The 19,563-nt window shown below is 57.4% G+C and carries 16 protein-coding genes and 1 pseudogene; 5 read left to right on the plus strand and 12 right to left on the minus strand.

Annotation, left to right across the window (positions count from 1 at the left end):
- Window positions 1-229 precede the first annotated feature (229 nt).
- Window positions 230-1,180, minus strand: coding sequence for a tyrosine-type recombinase/integrase (locus QCE64_RS37125; protein ID WP_310009394.1), 951 nt, complete (start codon window positions 1,178-1,180; stop codon window positions 230-232).
- Between the two features lie 30 nt (window positions 1,181-1,210).
- Window positions 1,211-1,411 (minus strand): hypothetical protein, encoded by a 201-nt coding sequence (locus tag QCE64_RS37130; protein WP_310009395.1) that lies wholly within the window; start codon window positions 1,409-1,411, stop codon window positions 1,211-1,213.
- Between the two features lie 477 nt (window positions 1,412-1,888).
- Here QCE64_RS37130 and QCE64_RS37135 point away from each other — a divergent pair, with 477 nt between their 5' ends.
- Together QCE64_RS37135 and QCE64_RS37140 are read left to right on the plus strand one after the other, a co-directional pair.
- Window positions 1,889-2,569, plus strand: coding sequence for a hypothetical protein (locus QCE64_RS37135; RefSeq protein ID WP_310009396.1), 681 nt, complete (start codon window positions 1,889-1,891; stop codon window positions 2,567-2,569).
- A gap of 66 nt (window positions 2,570-2,635) precedes the next feature.
- Window positions 2,636-3,061, plus strand: coding sequence for a hypothetical protein (locus QCE64_RS37140; protein ID WP_310009397.1), 426 nt, complete (start codon window positions 2,636-2,638; stop codon window positions 3,059-3,061).
- A 528-nt stretch (window positions 3,062-3,589) separates the two neighbouring features.
- Here the strand turns inward: QCE64_RS37140 and QCE64_RS37145 are convergent.
- From QCE64_RS37145 to QCE64_RS37165, 6 genes and pseudogenes are all read right to left on the minus strand, one after another.
- Window positions 3,590-4,593 (minus strand): annotated as a pseudogene (locus tag QCE64_RS37145) (hypothetical protein).
- 506 nt (window positions 4,594-5,099) lie between these two features.
- Entirely contained in the window at window positions 5,100-5,531 is a 432-nt protein-coding gene (locus QCE64_RS38050; protein WP_404988010.1) for an SDR family oxidoreductase, read from the minus strand.
- The gene (locus tag QCE64_RS37150) at window positions 5,452-5,736 is read right to left on the minus strand and encodes a hypothetical protein (protein WP_310009398.1); all 285 of its coding nucleotides are present in this window, start codon (window positions 5,734-5,736) and stop codon (window positions 5,452-5,454) included. The genes QCE64_RS38050 and QCE64_RS37150 overlap by 80 nt, the downstream gene beginning before the upstream one ends.
- 62 nt (window positions 5,737-5,798) lie before the next feature.
- Window positions 5,799-6,305 carry a DNA starvation/stationary phase protection protein gene (locus QCE64_RS37155; RefSeq protein ID WP_310009399.1) on the minus strand — a complete coding sequence of 169 codons (507 nt, stop codon included), beginning with the start codon at window positions 6,303-6,305 and terminating at the stop codon, window positions 5,799-5,801.
- 147 nt (window positions 6,306-6,452) lie between these two features.
- Window positions 6,453-7,094 carry an HD domain-containing protein gene (locus tag QCE64_RS37160; RefSeq protein WP_310009400.1) on the minus strand — a complete coding sequence of 214 codons (642 nt, stop codon included), beginning with the start codon at window positions 7,092-7,094 and terminating at the stop codon, window positions 6,453-6,455.
- Window positions 7,095-7,155: 61 nt separating this feature from the next.
- Entirely contained in the window at window positions 7,156-8,613 is a 1,458-nt protein-coding gene (locus QCE64_RS37165; RefSeq protein ID WP_310009401.1) for a catalase, read from the minus strand.
- Window positions 8,614-9,032: 419 nt separating this feature from the next.
- On the opposite strand from QCE64_RS37165, the gene QCE64_RS37170 reads away from it, so the two are divergent.
- Window positions 9,033-9,458 carry a MarR family transcriptional regulator gene (locus QCE64_RS37170; protein WP_310009402.1) on the plus strand — a complete coding sequence of 142 codons (426 nt, stop codon included), beginning with the start codon at window positions 9,033-9,035 and terminating at the stop codon, window positions 9,456-9,458.
- A gap of 7 nt (window positions 9,459-9,465) precedes the next feature.
- Here the strand turns inward: QCE64_RS37170 and QCE64_RS37175 are convergent, their stop codons facing one another.
- Both QCE64_RS37175 and QCE64_RS37180 read right to left on the minus strand, forming a co-directional pair.
- On the minus strand, window positions 9,466-12,303 hold the full coding sequence (locus QCE64_RS37175; protein ID WP_310009403.1) for a winged helix-turn-helix domain-containing protein: 2,838 nt from the start codon (window positions 12,301-12,303) through the stop codon (window positions 9,466-9,468).
- Window positions 12,304-12,857: 554 nt separating this feature from the next.
- Complete coding sequence (locus tag QCE64_RS37180; RefSeq protein ID WP_310009404.1) at window positions 12,858-13,763, minus strand: LysR family transcriptional regulator; 906 nt, start codon at window positions 13,761-13,763, stop codon at window positions 12,858-12,860.
- 110 nt (window positions 13,764-13,873) lie between these two features.
- On the opposite strand from QCE64_RS37180, the gene QCE64_RS37185 reads away from it, so the two are divergent.
- A complete protein-coding gene (locus tag QCE64_RS37185) occupies window positions 13,874-15,034 on the plus strand; it encodes an alpha/beta fold hydrolase (protein ID WP_310009405.1) in 1,161 nt (386 codons plus the stop codon).
- A 99-nt stretch (window positions 15,035-15,133) separates the two neighbouring features.
- On the opposite strand, the gene QCE64_RS37190 is transcribed toward QCE64_RS37185, so the two are convergent.
- Window positions 15,134-16,156 (minus strand): IS30 family transposase, encoded by a 1,023-nt coding sequence (locus tag QCE64_RS37190; protein WP_310009406.1) that lies wholly within the window; start codon window positions 16,154-16,156, stop codon window positions 15,134-15,136.
- A 90-nt stretch (window positions 16,157-16,246) separates the two neighbouring features.
- Between QCE64_RS37190 and QCE64_RS37195 the strand changes: the two genes are divergently transcribed.
- Window positions 16,247-16,819 carry a hypothetical protein gene (locus QCE64_RS37195; RefSeq protein ID WP_310009407.1) on the plus strand — a complete coding sequence of 191 codons (573 nt, stop codon included), beginning with the start codon at window positions 16,247-16,249 and terminating at the stop codon, window positions 16,817-16,819.
- Window positions 16,820-17,077: 258 nt separating this feature from the next.
- On the opposite strand, the gene QCE64_RS37200 is transcribed toward QCE64_RS37195, so the two are convergent.
- A complete protein-coding gene (locus tag QCE64_RS37200) occupies window positions 17,078-19,561 on the minus strand; it encodes a S8 family peptidase (RefSeq protein WP_310009408.1) in 2,484 nt (827 codons plus the stop codon).
- Between the last annotated feature and the right edge of the window lie 2 nt (window positions 19,562-19,563).

The raw sequence follows: 19,563 nt of genomic DNA on the forward strand, positions 1-19,563 counted from the left end.
TAAATGGCCGTGATAGTGTTATCAGCAAGAATCGGCTGGAGACGTCGCAGCGCTTTTGTCATCGACAGTAAGAGTTCGTCGCGGCCAGCGTCGATTTGCGTTCCTGTACGACATCGCCAGCGACCGAAGTCTAAGGTTGTTTTCGCTGTAGCGACCCTTAGATCATCGCTTGCCGCGCCGGGCGCTGCGCGTCGCCTCGGGGCCCGGTCGAATTGATGATTCTTCCGTTTCATCGCGTATCTCCTGCAAGAAGCAGTGCGTCGATTTCTTTCTCGTACCGGTTCAGATGCTTTTCGCCAAGCATGTCGAGGCAGTGAACGTATGCAGTTGTTGTCGAGATCGATGCATGCCCAAGTCGGTCACGCACCCACGCGAGTGCATACCCAAGGTTACGGTTCTGACTCTCCCCGTACAGCTCGAAGGTAGCGAACGTGTGGCGCAACATGTGCGGCGTCACCTTGAAGTCGAGCACAGGCCGCGCAGGCGCAGTCGGCTTCCACAGCTTTCGATAGGCGTTACACAGTCCTTTCTCGCTCCAGGGTGCCCCAAACCGGTTGAGAAACACATATGGGGAGGCTACACCTTGAGCCGCTCGATAAAGCTTAGCCCGCACCGCGCCTTCGCCGAAGTTGGCGAAGTCGAACAGATCCTTGATTAGTTGCCCGGATGCATAGATGCGGCGAGGTCTGCTTCCTTTGATCTTCATATCGGACGGTGACAGGTCGATCGCGACCTTACGCCAACGCCTTTCGGGCGCTGGGTCGAAGAGGTATTTCATCGGAAACGTTCTACATTCTTCGCTGCGCAAGCCAGTCTGAAGCATCAGCTTCGTCATCAGCTGCACAGTGCTGCTATTGCAGTTCTCAAGAAGCGCGCGGCACTGCTCGATCGTGAGGAACCGGATCGGCTGGCGGGGTACCCGGGGAAGGGTCGATGCCCTGATAGCATCGCGAAGCGATTCGTCTCCAGTGCGCGATAGATGAACGTCCCACGGAACATGAGCGATACGATTGTGCGTCGCGGCCCACTCATAGAAGCGCATGATCTGCGACACTCGCTTGCGTACCGTACTGGGCTGCATCGAGTGTCGGCTGGAGTTCGCGTCGAGGACGTCGAGCGACCAGTTGCGATACAGCGCAAGGTTCGATATTTCGCCGAGATCTACGGAATCGATGAGCAATGCGTCCCAGTCGAAAAAGTTAGCCTCAAGTCACGCGAAGTAATCGTAAATCGCTTCTGCGTAGCTTTTCCACGTTGCGTGGCTTCGCGTTTGGCCGTTTTCGAGTGCAACCCACAGCAGATAGTCGCTCGCCGGTTTGACGAGTTCCATGTCTTCCGAGCAAAGGAAAGGTATGCCCGGGTACGACAGTCCTTTGTAGACGAAATCGTGCGTCGTGTAGAAGAGCCTCATCAGGGCGTCCCATTGGTACTGTCATGCGCATCGATGCAAATCTTTACAGACCGGACAAAGTCGAGCCCAGTGATATGGGCGGCAAGATCGATCGCTCCCGCACCGCCTCTCCCTCGTTTGGCAGGCGGTATCAGTTCGTTGACCCATTTTTCACCTGTAAAGACGAAGCGAAAGTTACGGCCCGCGTGGTTGACATGAACACGGATGCCCTCGGCCGGACTGGCAGACCGATATTCCCTATCCAACTTGCAATACGCCCCAAGGAAATGGAGTAGGACATGGAAGGGCACGCCCCTCGCTAACTCTATCTCGGCAGTAGTCCACGGAACCATGAAAGCACTCCTGAACGACACTACTGCCACGAAATATAGGCGAAGAAAGAGCTGCCCGATGTAACTGTTACTAGATTACAGTTCCGACTATTACGGAGTCGATGGCTCTGCTGACCATGACCCGGAAATCGAAGAACGAATCGCCATGCATCGGCAGCCGCTCGTCGGTTACGCGAGTCGCACCGGCACCCGCCGCAACCTGGCCGCATTGCAGGGCGCGGACTGGCGCTTGTTGATCTCGGCAAAGGGCGAGCTGCGTACCGAGGGCTTCCATCGCTACGCGTTGGATAACGGCGCTTGGACCGCTTATGAGCAAAGTCAGCCCTTCGATGAGCACGCGTTTTCCGTTGCTGTCGAACGGCTCGGCGAGCGGGCCGATTGGCTTGTACTACCGGACATCGTCATGGGCGGGATGGCCTCCCTCGACTACTCGCTCAAGTGGCTAGAACGACTTCGCGGGATGCCGTGCCGGATGTTGATCGCCGTTCAGAACGGTATGCAGGTCGATGACCTTGCGTCGCTCTTGTCCCCTGCGGTTGGCATCTTCATCGGCGGTTCAACGGAGTGGAAAGAGCAGACGGCGCACGTGTGGGGGTCCCTCGCGCGACGGCGTCACTGCTACCTGCACGTCGGTCGCGTGAACTCGGCGCGGCGGATTCGCATCTGTGCGGCCGCCGGTGCGGATAGCTTCGACGGAACAAGCGTGAGCCGGTATGCGAAGTCGCTTCCGCGGCTGGATCGCGCAACGCGGCAAGCGGACATGTTCGCCGCAGCCCACGAGGGCCTCGAAGAGGCGCAACGTGCGACGGCTCACCTTTTGATTTGATCTAGACCATTAACCCTTTCGGGAGCGCATCCCGTAAGGGGCGCTCCTATTCCTCTGGAGCAACGAATGGAACAGGAAATTCTCTCGAAGATGGAAGCTGCGATCAGCGTTATGCGGCGTTACATCGAACAGGGCCATAGCTTGAGCTGCGCCTATTCGGGCGGCAAAGACAGCACCTGCGCTCTGGTATTGATGCTTGAGGCGATTCGCCGTGCCGGCGGCACGACGATCACCCACCATGTTCAGTCGGCCGACACTTCGATCGAGAATCCAGTGATCGCTAACTTTCTGCACTCAGTGCTGGACGAGTTGCAGTTGTATATCGAAGCGTCGGCGCTGCCCGTTGCGATCCACGTGACGAAGCCGTCGTTGGCAAGCCAGTTCGTAGTGTCGACGATTGGACGTGGCACGTTGGTACGCACACCTGCGAATGGCGTGCGTGATGGTAGACGGACTAGGGCGTGCGCGGATTATGGTGCCCGTCAAGTGTGAACAATATTTCTGAAACACATGTCCGTAAGGGCGTGAGCGCATTTGATGCGTTGAGGCAAAGAAAAGCGTCAACAATTGTAGACGAAGCCGCCTCTGAAAAGCGCTTTTGTTGACACTTAGCCGTGCGGGCGAGCCATTGCAATGCCACGAGCGCTTGCCTTCGCATCTGCTCCCATGCCTATTGTTTAGATTTGCTCAAATGGATCGTCCGCTGCTGCTTTTGACGGAACCCGCCGGCCAGGAGTCGCCGGTCGAGGCGGACATTCAGCTTGGTCAGCCAAGGTCTCGTTTGCCCACGCTCAATGGCTGGTTTCCGGCGAGCGAATTGCCGGGGGCACCGCCCCAACCCGGCCAACATGCGACGGTCGTCGCCGTTCGGTCGGAGGCCGGCAGGCGGCTGCAGGGCATCGGTTAGCCGTCTCCTGATGCTCAACTGCATAACTGACCGCCATCGATTGCGGTCGACTGGTTCTAAGTGTCTTCTGCGATGGGCCGGACATCAGCGGTCAGAAAGAGCTGTTATAAGCCCTAGAAACGCACGCCGACGCCCGCTTCGAAGATGTCCGCATCGCGGTCGTAACGCGTGACCATGCGATTCCACGTGACGCGCGCGAGCCAGCGGTCCGTGAACCGGTAACTCGCCGATACCGAGACGAGGCCGGAAAAGCGTCCGTCGCCGGCGCGGTTTTGCGGCAGATCGTCGTTTTGCGTGATCGACAGATACGGGCCGATACCGACGCCTAACGTGAGCCTGTCGTCGAAGAAGGCGCGTGTCGCCCAGAACTGCGCGGCGACGCCATCGCGGCGCGACTGCGCGTGGCCGCCTTCATGCAGGTACGAGGCGGTGAATCGACGTAATGCCACAACCCGCGCCGGTACTCGATGGTCTCCGCGAGATTCGATTCCGAGTCCGGGCTGTTCAGGATCGTCGTGCCGAGCATCACGGTGACTTCGTTGCTCGTGACGTTCGTCAAGCGCGACGGCGGCCGCGCGCGCGGACCCGGGCCCTCGGGGGCGTCGAGCTGATAGCCGATGCCGAAAAGCAGCGCGGTCGTATCCGGGCCGCCGTACGCCTGTACGCGATTGAGCTTCACCTCCGCGATCCAGCGGTTGTCGAAGTAATACGCGGCGCGCAGCGAAAACAGGCCGCCCCAGCCGTGCGTGTTCGAATAGTCGCCACCCAGCTGCGCCTGCTTGGTGTCGAACCAGCGATACGGCCCCGCGCCCGCCGACAATTCCAGCCGGTTGTTCCAGAGCGGCAGCCGTCCCCAGAACTGCACGGCCTGGCCGTCGCGGTGATGATCGGGAATATGGCCTTCATTCAGCCACGAGAAACTCCACGCGGCGTAGCGGCCGAGCCCCTCGCGATAGGTCCCTTCCCAGGAATACGTGTTGTTGCTGCTGCTCTTGAGCGCGCCGGCGAGAACCGAAAATTCCTGCGCGTGTGCCGACGCGCTGGCAACACCGAGCGCGGCACAGACGATGGCGCGCACGGCGGCTTTGCGATGGCATTCTTCTCTGGGCTTCGTCATGGCGCGCAGGTTCAGAACTGAAAGTCCTCGTGAATTCCTAGAGGCATTTATTGCGCAGATTACCGGTTTGGTCCGTTGTTTGCAGGATCGTTTTCATTCTGCGGTCAGCACCGCACCGAAGCATCGTGAGAATGACCGAAGTAAACCGTAATCGCCAGTGCTGGCTCACCGCGATGAACGGCGGTAGAGGGTCGCAAGTGCGCACTGCCGACTGGCCGCTTCGGGGCCGCAGAAGTCAGTGACCGCTTCCGAGCGTTTAGTTCGGGAAACCGAATGACGCGGCCCGACCCCCTTCGGTCAATCGTTCAGCCGCACGGTCAACGGCGGTTATCTGCTTTGAAGCGTCATCCGCACGTCCAACGTCCATAAGGACCGACTGATCGAGGCCATTCGATCGGCCCCACGATTTAGTATCGGTACCATGTCGGCAGTCAACTTTGAAGGCGTCTAGACGCGCGTACGCCCCTGCCACGGACCTCTCTACGACCTCGCAGTTGGCTTCGCAGCTATGCGTTTGCTCCTCCGCCCGCAGTAATCACGGAGTCCGTAATCAAGCTGGCCGCGGGACTGGCCAGAAGCGCAACGGCGGCCCCGACCTCGTCCGGCTTGCCGTGTCTCCCGAGTGCCGTCAGTGCGCGCATCGCGGGAGCGTGTGGGCCGTCCGCAGGGTTCATTTCTGTGACGGTCGGTTCTAGCCCTCGTACACGACAAAACTGCGTCGTCAGCCTCTGGTTTTGTATCTTGGAGCCAGCCCTCCACACGTCTGCCGCACACCTTGCGTCCGTCAGCAACATTGTCAGCTGCCCCGCGCCGTAGCGCTTGCCCATATCGGCTCGTGGGTACACGAAATCGAGACGGCTAGGTCCCACAATTGTCGGTCGCACGTTCTTCGATCGGAAGCTCAGCGGCCCGCCTGCTATTATCGAGGAGCGACTCATTCACGTTTGTCGGTTCGAAGGTGGGCAGGTGACGAGGCCGAATCACGGAGCCAATGGTGAGCTCGACAGAGTCTATCAATCGGGTGATTCCTCCAATAGCCGGAGGATCGCTGGCGGGAAACGAATCCTGATTCGCCTGGTCGATCCATCCTTCGACATCGGCCCGAACAACTCCGGGATACAGTTCCGTCTGCGGATTTCTCATTGCGTTCTCCGTGAAACGGGTGAGCTGCCTCAGAAACGCTTCCTAGTCAGGGAAGCTCTCTCCTAGCTTTCACGTGCCGCTTCGAACAAAAACCACACACGACCTTCGGTTTCGTCGATCCAGTTTTCGATAACGCTGGCCGTAGCAATGTCCTGTTTATCGTCACAGATTTCGTGCAGCTCACGCATCGCCTTGATCAACTGCTGATTGTCTAGGCGCAGCTCTTCGAGCATCTGGCGAGCAGTGACGAACGTCTCATCGTTGTCCTTGATCCGCTGAAGCCCAACGATGTGACCGACGGAGCGTAAGGTCGTGCCTCCAAGTTTTCGAGCGCGTTCGGCTACATCGTCAACCATTGCGAAGATTTGCCCGGCGTGCTCGTCGAACATCTCGTGCAAACTGCGAAAGTGCGGACCACTGACATGCCAATGGAAATTCTTGGTTTTGAGGAACAGCGCGAAGATATCCGCGAGTAATACAGTGAGGCCACCGGCGACCGCATCCCGTGCATCGGCACCAAGATCGGTTGGGGTCAAGAGATCTTCGCTAAGATCAGTTTTTTTAAGCATGGGCCTTCTCCTTAACTAATCAGGTATTGGCGGGCGATGCGGGCATTACCCCGGTTCGCCCTGTTCGGAAATAACGTGCCGAACATGTCGGGAGCTAGTGACCGCGCGCCCCGGAGCGTCTGTCATTGCGATATCCAACTATTCGTCTCAGGATGGCCAATGCGAACAGCGGATGACACTGCAAAAGTTTCCGCGATGAAAGTGAGGATCCTTGTCGGTTAGCACGTCCGCCTTCACGTTGCCAAAGGTCGTGTCAGGTTTTTGCTTGATGCCGTCATAAAAGGCCTGAATGATCTCCTCCTTGAAATTGCCACCTCTCGGATACGCACTAACCACTGCGTCACGCTCCGTGTTCTGATATTGGTCGTAGGTCAACCCAAGCACGTCCATCTCAACGCCCGCCGTAACCAGCGCAATGACGGGATGCATGTGCACCGGAATACCCGGCGTCGTGTGAAGCGCAATCGCCGTCCAGACGGTATCGATATCTTGCTGACCGATTCCGTGGCTTTTCAGGAAATCGCGCGCGGCATTTGCCCCGTCGACCTCAAAACGTTCGGTGTCACTGCTGTAGTCCTTCATCAACCCGACGTCGTGAAACATCGCGCCGAAATAGAGCAATTCGCGATCAAACTTCAGCCCTCGCTCGCGACCTGCAAGCGCCCCCCAGTAATAGACGCGGGCTGAATGGTTGAACAGCAACGGGGTGACCGTTTCACGTACGAACTCCGTCACCTGTTTGGCAAGGCTGCTATCGGGGACTGCGATACCGCCAATATCGATTGACATCTTCAGATCTCCTTAATCAGACACTGTTAGTACGACGACGACAAAGCACGCGGCTGCCACGTCAGTGCTCAAGACTCTGCCGTTCCAGCGACTCGACGGCTGCACGAACTCCTGCGCCATATGAAGGGTCGGCCTTGGTGCAATGCGTGATGTGAAGTTCGCGCACTGGCGTCGACACACCCCACATTGCGCGAGCAGTGTTTTCAAACAAGGTTTGCTTCTGGGCTTCTGACATCAGACGGAAGAGATCTCCGGGCTGACTGAAGTAGTCACCGTCGACCCGATGATCCCAGTGAGCGGCCGTGCCTTCGACTGGCAGTGGTGGCTCCGTAAAATCCGGCTGATCCAGCCACGCGCCTTTTGTGTTGGGGTTGTATGACGTTGCACCACCTTGATTGCCGTCGGTTCGAAGAACACCATCTCGGTGATAGCTGTTGTAATGAGTAGTGGCTCGCGGTGCATTGACCGGAATCTGGTGATGGTTGACTGTGAGACGATAACGCTGTGCGTCACCGTATGAAAAAAGCCGCCCTTGCAACATCTTGTCCGGCGAGAAGCCGATTCCGGGCACGACATTCGCAGGATTAAAGGCCGCCTGCTCCACATCAGCAAACCAATTTTCTGCGTTCCGATTCAGCTCGAAGTAGCCCACTTCGATCAGCGGATAATCTTTTTTCGACCAGACCTTTGTCAGATCGAAAGGATTGACCTTGTAGGTCGCGGCCTCCTTCTCGGGCATGATCTGAAAGAACATCGTCCACCGCGGAAACTCCTTACGCTCAATCGCCTCATAGAGGTCGCGATGGTGACTTTCACGGTCAGTGCTGACGATATTGCATGCTTCCTCGTCTGTCAGATTTGCGATGCCTTGCTGGGTTTTCATATGGAACTTCACCCAGAACCTTTCGTTCTTCGCGTTGATCAGACTGAACGTGTGGCTGCCAAAGCCATGCATATGCCGGAACGATCGTGGAATGCCCCGGTCGCTCATCACGACAGTGACCTGATGGAAGGCTTCTGGTAGTTGGGTCCAAAAGTCCCAATTACTCTCTGCCGATCGCAGTCCAGTTCTCGGATCACGCTTGATCGCATGATTAAGGTCGGGAAACTTCAGCGGATCGCGCAGGAAAAAAACTGGCGTGTTATTTCCGACCAGGTCCCAGTTTCCCTCTTCGGTATAGAACTTGAGCGCAAAGCCACGGATGTCTCGCTCCGCATCCGCGGCGCCACGTTCGCCGGCGACCGTGGAGAAGCGTGCGAACATCTCGGTAGACTTGCCGACCTCGGAAAAGATCTTGGCACGCGTGTAATGCGTCACGTCTTGCGTGACCGTGAACGTGCCGAACGCACCCGATCCCTTGGCGTGCATTCGGCGTTCGGGAATCACCTCCCGATCAAAATAAGCCAGCTTTTCAAGAAACCACACATCTTGCAAAAGAGCGGGACCTCGCGGGCCAGCGGTCTGAACGTTTTGATTATCGACTACAGGCGCCCCAAAGGCGGTGGTTAGCTTGCTCATGACTTCTCCGAGAGGGTCCGGCATTTGAATAGCGTCTAGGAAAATCTCTGATCAATACCTCTCCGAAATGCGTTAGCGACCATAGTCTTCCCTATGGAACGTTGGGTCACAACGCTTCATGGTCGCGCGCGAATCCTCCCAGGCCGACCCCGGACTCAAGCAGCAGAAATTCAGGCGCGTATGGCTCGGATTCTTGCTCTGGCTGGATACGTTCAGAGATGAAGCAGAGACGCACACGAAGGATGGCAAAAATCCAAAGCAGTGACGTTAAAAGAACGTTAATTTTTGCTAAACAGATATCGCCCGATGGATGCCTGATGGGCTATTTCAGGTTTTACTGCTATCGTATTTGAACGATGTCGAAACGTGTCTTTCTGATTATTGCGTACAGCCGCCGCGTCATCCCGACGAGAGAAAGATTGAACGACAGGTTCCTGTATATTCACCGACTCGCGTCGAAACTCCAGACGGTGTCAGATATCGTCAAGAGTGAACTAGGCGACAGCTTGTCGGCGATCGGCGCCGACTTCTATCAGTTGCGCTTGATGATGTTTCTGGCAAGTGGCGTGGAAAGCACACCAACGGCACTTGCAAATCAATTGCGCGTCGACCCAGCAGTCGTGACACGGCTGCTGGGCAGGCTGGACGCGAAGAAACTGATACAGCGGTCCCCTAGTTCCAAGGACCGTCGCGTCATCAAGGTGCAGCTAACGGCGAATGGAGAAGAACAACTTACCGCCCTCTTCCATGCGGCGGGACCCGTCCTAGAGGCGCGTTTCTCAAAGCTGTCACATAACGACGCCGATCAACTGATGCAGCTTTTGTCCGCGATTCTCGAAGATTAGCATTCGGTCAGCGAATGGAGACCACGCGCGTTGGCGGACAATTGCAATCTTCATGCGTGGCCGCGAGCAAACCGCGAGCCATTTTAATGTCACGCGTATTATTTCCTTGCGAGAAACGGGCAAGGGTTGCCGAGAGTTTATCTTCAGCTTCCGACCTGGCACCTCTGATCATCAGGATGCGGGCTAAACTTGTTGCAGCTCGCAGTTCGAACGACAAGGCACCTTGCTCGTTTGCAATCGCCAAGGCTTTTCTGAACAGTTGTTCCGGAACCGCATTGCGGTCGATGCCGGCTTCCAACTCTCGCTCACCAAGTGCTCGAAGAATCTCCGCGCTAGCCCAACCTGCGGCACCGGCCTTCGCCCGCTCTATCGCAAGTGGCGTGAGCAGGCGCCAGTCGATCGTCGCCAGCGTTTCGTGCGCGGTCGGTGCCCAATGTTCAAAGGCGGTCCACCACCGATAGCCTTTCGGCCTCCGGGTTTCGCTTAGCGCATAACTGTAGCATTGAGCCTGATCTTGCCAGTTCGTCAGAGACAGCTTGGCGGAAAGCGGATCCAGGATCGCAAGATACGCCCTCAGCTCCTGCACGTCCCCACGCCAGCACGCTACCGGGCAGGCACCGGATGCCAACGAGCAACACAGCGACAGGTCATGTTCCAGCGTCATGGTTTCTTCGACGCTTTGCGCTGCGACATCTGCCGCATCATCGACATACCCTGCAAGCCAAAGCGCCCTGGCCTCGAGTGAGATGAGAGCCGCGCGCGCATCGTAGCGTGTAGGATCACGAAACTTCGGCATCAGATGCCTTGGCCCGTACAGTGACAGCGATCGTTGGACATGGTGCAAAGCCGACGCGAACGTGCCGGTCTGAGTGTCGACCAGGGCCTGCAAACGATGATAGAGCGGCCACCCGATGTCTCTGGATGTTGTCAGGACAGCAAGCCGCCTACACAATGTATCCGCTTCCTTATACTCTCCGGACATGACCTTCATCACAATCATGCCGTAGAGGACATCGGTCTGACGCGTCTCGTTTGCGTGACGATCCGCCAGAGCGAGTGCGGCTCGAAATGCGTTCGTCGACACACCGTTCTTCAGTGATTGCGTCAGAAAATCGGCATTCGCCAGAGCCAGTTGCAGGCGGAAGGCGCTGTCTGGATGGTGCGCCTCTTCTGTCTGGAGTGCGGTATTGACCCATCGACGATATTCGTCGAATAACGACAACTGGTAGAACAGCGGGGCACAAGCCCATGTCAGTGCTACGCCGAGCGACGCATCGCCCGCGGGCGACAAGGCCCATTCAAGCGCATTTCGGACATCGTCGATGACAAGCTTATCGCTTGATAACGGGTCGGGCGAATGACAGGACGATGACCACTTCGTCGGCTCACTAAATAAAGATAAGAAGTATCGCGCGTGACCGTCTGCTGCAGCATCCAACTCGCCGCTGAGAATTAGCTTTTCCAGACCGTATGCACGCGTGCTATCCAGCAGACGAAACGCGGGCGCGCTACGACCGGCTACCGTTAATACGAGTGATTTGTCGACGAGATTGGCTAGAGCGGTCATGGCATGTGACGCGTCTAAGCCCGATGATTCAAAAAGGGGCATAGCCTGGTCGACAGTGAAAGTCGTTCTAAACAGCGACAGTCGCCGTAATGCGAATCGCTCGTTGTCAGAGAGCGTATCGTAGCTCCAGTCGATGGTGGCGCGTAACGTCTTGTGCCTCGGCAAAGCCGTCCTCTGCCCACGCGTCAGAACATCAAAGCGATTTTCCAAGGCAAGCAAGAGCCGTTGGGGGCCGAGCATATGAAGTTGCGAGACCGCGAGTTCGATTGCCAGAGGGATGCCATCCAATCGCCGGCATATCTCGCAAACCTCCCAGACATTGCTCGTTGAAAACTTGAAGCGCTCGCCTTGCGCCGCGGTAGCACGTTCGCAAAATAGCGCGACGGCAGAATATCGGACTGCCATTTCGGGAGATCGACAGTCCTGGCTCTGCGGAATCCGCAACGCCTCCAACCGATAGACTCTCTCGTCGACAAGGCGCAGCGGCTCTCGCGAAGTCGTGAGAACCATCGACGATCCTAACGCGTGTCGAAGCTTTTCGACGACATCGGCGACCGCATTGATGACGTGTTCGCAGCAATCGAGCAACACGATATGCGGTGACCTGCGCAAAAAACTGACGATCGCATCGAAGGGCGTGTCGGTGGACTGAGCCAGGACACCTAGCGCCGATGCGATCGTGCTCTCGACCAATTCCGCTCGACTGACCGGCGACAGCGCAATGTCGATCACCGCTAGACCAGTGCGTTGCCCAGCCTGCGCCAGTACTGGTCGGGCAACGGTTGTTTTGCCGATACCGCCAGGACCGACGATCGAGACAAATTTTTTCTCCAGTAATAGCGCGCAGATAGACTCGATGTCGGCAGTGCGGCCGATCAGTTCACCGGCCGCATGTTCTGAACGCGCTTTGTCGGGATTCTGCGGATCACCATCAGCGCACATCGGTGGCGCCGTGTCGATCAGTGTGTACCCTCGTCCACTGACACTGCGGATCTGGATCGTGCCGTCGCCATTCCGTGCCAGTATCTTCCGTAAGATCGTGATATGTACACGGAGGTTGCCATCTTCAACGACAGTATTGGGCCATACGTGCTCGCGAAACTGCCGGTGAGAAATGATCTTCCCCGGAGCGCTAGCCATGAGCCGAAGGATTTCGAAGGCGCGACTACCAATCTCCACGTCAACACCGTGCGCATCGAGCCGGCACTCGTCAAGATAGAGGCAAAAGCCCCCAAATCGAATTGAGCGTTTCACCTTGGCACTGTGCGTGGGGTCCATTTGTGGTGTCGTGACACGGCTGAATGACGCGCGGGGATGAGTGCAATATCTCGAAAAATACTAGATGAAATCAATTACCTCCGCAATCGAATCGGACCATGTCAGGCCTCTCACTTTTCACTGTTGTGCGATGCGTTAGCAGCGCGCCGCACAAATGTTAATTTTTGTTTATTTTCACTAGCGCTGGATACTTCTGCGATTGGTGTCGCCGTAATGCTTTCGATACGAATATTACGGCTTCCTTGCACGCCATGTTCGACGAACAAAATTTAGAGCTCGCCACCGCATTGGATCACTTCGCGAAAAAAATTCGCGCACCGGCATCTCTCGCGCTTGCCAATTGACAGCCATTTTCCGGGGGTGACCTCGATTCCATTCACGAAAGGCGTCCCGGTGACTTGGAGATGGTTCGGCAACCCGTACAAGGTCAGGAAGCGGTCGCGTGTACCGCGAGAGCGTTCTTCCCTATCACCGAGGATGCTCGCGACGAGCCAACTGCAGGCTTAATGAAGAAGCGCCTAACTTCTAAATCAGTCTCTGGCGTTTCTCACGCTCTATCCATCCCAGGGCGGATCGTTGCTGAACGCTTCCGCAAGGTAATCGACGAACCGGTGCACTTTGAATGGTATTCGGCGAGCGCTCGGATAGACCGCCTGCACTACCAGCTCGGTGACGCGGTGTTCCGGCAGCAGCGCGACGAGCTCTCCCTTTCGCAGATGCTCCCCGAAGACGAATGTCGGGCCGTACGCTATTCCGGCGCCGGCGAGCGCGGCCGACAGCAACATTTGCATGTTGTTAGCCGACACCCGCAAGGGTCCTTCGATAACATGTGCACGGCCTTTCGCATCAACCAACGTCCAGTCCCCGCCGGATACCGCTTCGCTGAACGCGAGTCTGGGCGCCTGAAGCAGGTCGCGCGGCTTGCGCGGCGTTCCATGCCGCTCGAGATACGCCCGCGATGCGCACATGACCATCCGGCAAGAAGCGATCCGGCGTGTTACAAGCGCCGGATCCTCCAGTCGCCCGATCCGGATAGCGATGTCGATGCCCGCGTCGAGCAGATCGACGTAACGATCTCCGAGCACGACTTCGACATTCACCTGCGGATGGTCTTCGACGTAGCGTGCAACGACTTGTCCGAGATGCATCGCACCGAACGTAACGGGCGCTGCGACGCGCAGAACACCCCGGGCCGTGCGGTGGGAATCGCTGGCCTCACGGTTTGCTTCGTCGTATGTCTCGAGAATTTGCTTACAGCGCTCGTAATAAGCGTGGCCCGTGTCCGTCAGGCTAAGGCGCCGCGTCGTGCGCTGCAGCAGTCGCGCATTCAGCCGTGCCTCGATCTCACTTACATGTTTGCCCGCCATTGCGGGCGACAGCCCGAAACGCCGCGCGGCCGCCGCGAAGCTGCCTTCTTCTACGGCCGCAACGAACACAGCAAGACTTGTCAGTCGATCCATATTGCCACCTAATTCGATAGCAAGATTATCGACTGTCGCCAATATTCGAGCAATTATCAAATCACCTGCACGGCCCTACGCTGTTTCCATCAACCAGCGAGGAACACGAAATGGACATCGAAGCGAACGGTACACGGATCCACGTCACGCAGCGAGGCAGCGGAGAGCTTGCGCTCGTATTCCTGCACTACTATGGCGGATCATCGCGTACATGGGACAAGGTGGCGCAGGCGCTGCCGGAGCGATACCGCATCGTGGCCACGGACCATCGCGGCTGGGGCGACTCCGATGCACCTGCGCATGGCTACCGAGTCGAGGATCTGGCGAACGACGCCGAGAGCGTGATCGAGGCGCTGGGTTTAAGGCGCTTCGTGCTTGTCGGTCATTCAATGGGCGGCAAGGTCGCACAACTGATTGCGTCGCGGCGGCCGGAGGGACTCGAAGGTCTCGTACTGATCGCTCCGTCGCCGCCCTCGCCCATGCTTCTCTCGGAGGAGGAACGCGCGACATTGTCGGGCGCTTACCAATCGCGCGAATCGGTCGAATTCGTGATCGACAACGTCCTCACCGCGAAACCGCTCGACACTGCGTGCCGAGAAAGGGTCATCGAAGACAGCCTGAAGGCCGCACCGCAAGCGAAGGCTGCGTGGCCCGAGATCGCGATGCGCGAGGACATCTCTGCAGCGGTGGCGTCCATCGTCGTGCCGACCATTATCATCTCAGGAGAGCGCGATCAGGTGGACCGGGTCGCGACGTTACAAGCTGAACTGTTGCCTCGCATCCCGCACGCGGCGATGCACATTCTTCCCGGCATTGGGCATCTGTCGCCACTCGAAGCACCAGCGGAGGTTGCGCAACGCATCGCAAGTTTTGTCGCCGCGATTGAAGACAAGTCTGTCGTGTGCAACGCGCCAGAGGACGTCCCGACCGCCTTCGATACAGCGATGAACGCAAACGATCTCGATGCATTGCTCAGCGTATTCAGCAACAACGCCGCTATGCGAATGACGAACGGTGACCTCGTGAAAAGTCCAGGCGATCGACGTCGCTCGCTTGCTGAGTTGCTGGCGATGCGCCCGCATATTCGAAATACCGTGAGCCTTGTACTGTCTAGCGGCGAGATCGCACTCGTTGTATTGAACTGGACCCTCAGCATCACGCGATCCGACGGCCGAAAGCACGTAGAAGAGGGGACTGCGACCCAAGTCATGGAGAAGGGCCCCGATGGTGGCTGGCGGCTCAGGATCTCGAACCCATCTGGGGTGAATTGATTGCGTATTTGCAGCACTGCTTTCAGGTTTCAACCGCAGGTAACGCCGTCAGTCAAAAGCGGATGAACCTGGCGGTTTCAAACCGAAGTGCAACGGCGGTTAATGTTTAGCTCTTTTAGGTTGGCTCGCTGAGGCAAGTGTTGCAGCGAAGACCTCGAATGGCGAATGGAACGCGTGGGTTGCGCGCGGCCGACTGTTCAGACTGTCGGCGATGGCATCGAGCTCGTCCTGGGTGTAGACCGAGAGGTCGGTGCCCTTAGGCAAATATTGACGGAGCAATCCGTTGGTGTTTTCGCAGGTCCCGCGCTGCCAGGGGCTATGTGGGTCGCAGAAGTACACGCGCACGCCAGTGGCTGCTGTGAGTTCTTGATGCCGCGACATTTCTTTTCCCTGGTCGTAGGTAAAAGTTTGTCGCAGCGGTGCTGCAATCGAGTTGAGTTTGGCAGAGAAGCCCGCCAGCGCTGAGGCGGCGGTGGCGTCTTCCATCTTGGCGAGCAGCACCAGACGGCTGGTCCGTTCGACCAAGACGCCGACAGACGATTGATTTCCGGCGCCCTTGATAAAGTCTCCTTCCCAATGACCAGGCAGCAGGCGGTCCTCAATTTCGGGCGGGCGCACGTGAATGCTCACCATGTCGGGAATCTGCCCGCGCCGGTCGGTGCCGCGTGTGCGGGACATACGGGTGCTATGGCCGTGGCGCAGGCAGGCAATCAACTGGCGGCGCAATTCGCCGCGCGGCTGAGCGTAGATGGCCGTGTAGATGGTTTCGTGCGAAACGTGCTGGGTCGGGTCGGTCGGATACATGCGCTTCAGTGTGCCCGATATCTGCTGAGGTGACCATTTCCACTCGAGCAGGGTGAGAACGATGCGCCAACACACCCCATGCGGGCAGAGCTTTGTAGGACGACGACCCGCACTGCGACGTGCGGCGCTGAGCGCTTCTGCAGGTACGGACGCGTAGCCAGCAGGAGAACCGTTTCGCTTCAGTTCACGGCTTACGGTGGCTGGCGAGCGGCCGAGTATCCGGGCCATGGCCCGGATACTCGAACCCTGCAAATGCAGGCTGGCAATGGTCAGGCGCGCTTCGGGTTGAAGCTGTTGATATTGAGTTCTTTCGTGCATCGCAACACCTTATACGAAACAGGTGTTGCACTTCAGATTTGATACCGCCATGGAATAACAACAATTAATGGGCTAAAAGAACTCTTTGCGATGAAAGAAGTAGAGAGACTTGTGCGCGACGCTGATGCGCGGACGAAGAGCGTGGAGGAAATTAAGACATTCCTCACCTCTACAAGTTTCAGAGATGACCTTGAACAACATGTGTTCGGATCGAACGCCATCCTTAGCTACGTTTTTCTCGGGTCGGAAGCGATCGGCGGCACCGAGTCATTGGCACTCTCAGGTTGGGGCATCTCTATCAACGAGCCCGAATTTACTGACGTTCACAACGTGAGACTTGGAGATGCCGCTTTTATCGAGCCGGGACACTTCACGATCGTCGTCGAGTTCACTACCTCGTGCCGTATCGACTATTGCGCTAGCTACACTGATTACATGAATCTGTCGATAGCTGAGCGCGATACGATAGGTGAGCGTTCGGTGTCCGGCGACGGGGTGGTGGATCTTTGCGAGCAGCGCGAGGTGCGACTTGAAGGTTTCGTCGATCTTTACTTTTCACCAGATTGCACCGTCTCAGAGATTAAAGTTCACTCGCAATACCTCGCAGTTCGTAGTCCAAAAATCCGAGCAGAGCTGAACGTTGAGCGCGGCACCATCCTTTAGCTAGTTGGCGAGGTTTCAGATGCACATGGCCGATGCGTCCATTTTCGTGCACACCACCCTTGATGGCATTCAACCCGAAGCGTTTCATCGCAGATTTGCAATAGGCAACTTGGACGTTGAACCGACCGCCTTAGGATCTCGCCGGGCCGGTGAGTAATAGTGATCCCATTTGACAACGATCGCCTTGCAAGCGAACGGACTGCCAGCTTCAGGCTCTTAACGCGGCTTTACGTGGTCGCACCGCAACGCTGTCAACTGTCAGGTTTCGATTTCGGTCTCGACCAAGTTCGATACCACCGTGTAGATGTCGACGGCTTCGTCCGGTACGTCGATGCTCACGATCAAGCTGTAACGAACATCGTTTCGCCACCTTTCATGAGCGGTACGGTATTTCCACCATCCGCCGACAGGGTATACGGCGATGGTATCCATATCTGCCAGGGCAGCAGCGGAACCTGTCCATACATCAGAATGCAGCGAGCCGCGGGTACGCAGTTGAGGGCCGAAGCGCCAACCTTCTGCATCGCCTTCGGGGCCATCGTAGTCGTCGAGTTCCGCTTTCGCGTTGATGAAAGCGCGGAAGTTGTCGAGCGATTGGTTGGGTCGGATGACCTCAAATCGAAGGCCGTGAGACTGATAGCTGTATCGCCGACGATACCCTCGCCTGCCGGGGTTGGGTTCGATAAAGTAGGACAGGGTAACCCGCAGCCTGACCTCCAGCTCGGGCGGAAGCTCGCGCAGAGACTCCGCTGGCCATGGCAGCCGGTACAACTGCATCTCGTTCAGCTTTGGGTCCACGGAGGCGGCCGCGTCCTCTGCTCTGGTAAAGGGCGTCAGGCTATCTTGGGCGACAAGCGTGAGTGCGTGGTTTGCGCTGAAGCGGGCACGATCAAGATTGGTCACGCCGTAGCCGACGCAGCGCAGCATCGTCTCTTTGGCCACCTTCGGACTATGGAGCCTGTTCAGCAGACCAAACCGCTCCCACATGCGGACAGTCCAGTCGGCCGAATGACAAAGCAGGCCACGGACCGTTTCGGGCCAGTAGGTCGGGTACTCGGCTCGTAGAATGGCGGCCTGTCGGGAAACAAGCACAGAGGCGGCGCTTGTGTCCGCCGTGACCTCGAACAGTTGACCGACCGCTCTCCCGGATGTGGTCAACAAAGCAACCACATCCGCGTCCGTGATCTCGGTTTTGTCCGGTGAGAGAAGACGGTTCCCTCCTTCGGCGACAACATCCGGCTTGTAAGGCGCTTGCGCTCGCCAACCCCAGTTCACTGACGACCGGGAACTGGGTGCGGCCTCGCCAGCTCTAGCGAACGGCGACCATCCGTCGAAGTCGGGATCATCGTTCGTCGTTTTTTCGGTGTACGCACCGACGGTCAATGCATTCCAAGCCTGAGCAGGATCCTCTATCTCAGCCAATTCCAGTTGTTCCCACGCGCCAACATCCGGTGATATGGTGCGATTGTTACCGGCAGAAACAACAAAAAGTCTTTGCGTGCCATCTTCCATGCCAGACGTAAAACTGTCGATCTCGGCAGACCAGGAACTCGGCAAACCGCCTGCGGATTCCGGATCGGCTGTTACGGCCAATGAATACACGCGCTGCCAGTCGGGCCGATTGCCCTCCAGCGCTTTAGCGGTATTTACCGTTACCGCGCCGTACAGTTCGGGATCGTTATCGCCCTGCTGAGGAAGGATGCGTCCGGATTCAACGCGATGTGCAAGAACGATCTCACTGTTGCTGGCAAGTGCATCGTGAAAATCTCCGAGCATGGCGAGTCCTGCCTGGCGTGACCCATGATCGTTCGCGGCGTCGAAATGCGGCCAGTCCGGATCCCACGAAACGGCCTCGTCACGGCTTGTCGCGACAGAGAGGATAGGGTGGTTGTAATTGACACCCGTATCAAGGATGGTCACGGCCGTCATCGCATCGTCGCGGATACTCAACCGCTGGCGAAGATCATCCGCCCATTGCTGCTGCTCTTTTGGCGAGGAATCGAGAATGACGTTAGGGGTCTCTTGTGCCCTGCGTAGTTCCTCGAGCGATCCGATCAGTTCAGGGGTTCGCTCAAGCTGACGGGCGGAAGCTCTGATCAGAAAAACCATGCTGTCGAAGAAACTTAGCGAAGTCGTGCCAAGCCGGGCGCCAATGCGAGCGGCAAGCTGTCGTGCGATAGTCCGCGCATCCTCGCCTTCGCGCTTCTTCAGCCATAGTTCCCACCATATTGACTGGTTCGCGTCGCGGGGGAAGAGGTTTGCATCATCGGTCCAAAATGCGCGAAGATCGGCTAGGCGCATCTCGCCGATGCTGTCGAGAAGTCCGTGATTGCGAGGACCGCCACGCCCGTCGTTGTCAGGATCAAGGTACTGCGCCACTTTTCGCAGAAATACCTCGCGCCTTGCTTCGGGCACGAAGACAACAGCAACCTCGATGTCACCAGCCTGCTTGCAGGCATGAAGCCTGAAGTCCCTAGTGTCGAGACTGTCCAAGGGCAGTTTGACGCCTGGAAAGGAAGAAATCTCGATGAACACGCCCGTATCTTCTGTAATCGGAGCGTCGATCTCTTCGTGGCGACGGACTGATTCGTCAAGTATGGCGGTGTATCGTTGCGCCAGCGCGGGCCCGTGGCTGGCACGATCTTGCGGAGGGGTAATCGGATTTCGTCCCGTACGGCGGGATCTAAACTCCTCGTTGGAGTTAAATCCATCGAGAAAGAGGTGCCGTTTCCAATCTGGCATTG

It is taken from the genome of Caballeronia sp. LZ043 (genome assembly GCF_031451075.1).
Classification (GTDB): Bacteria; Pseudomonadota; Gammaproteobacteria; order Burkholderiales; family Burkholderiaceae; genus Caballeronia.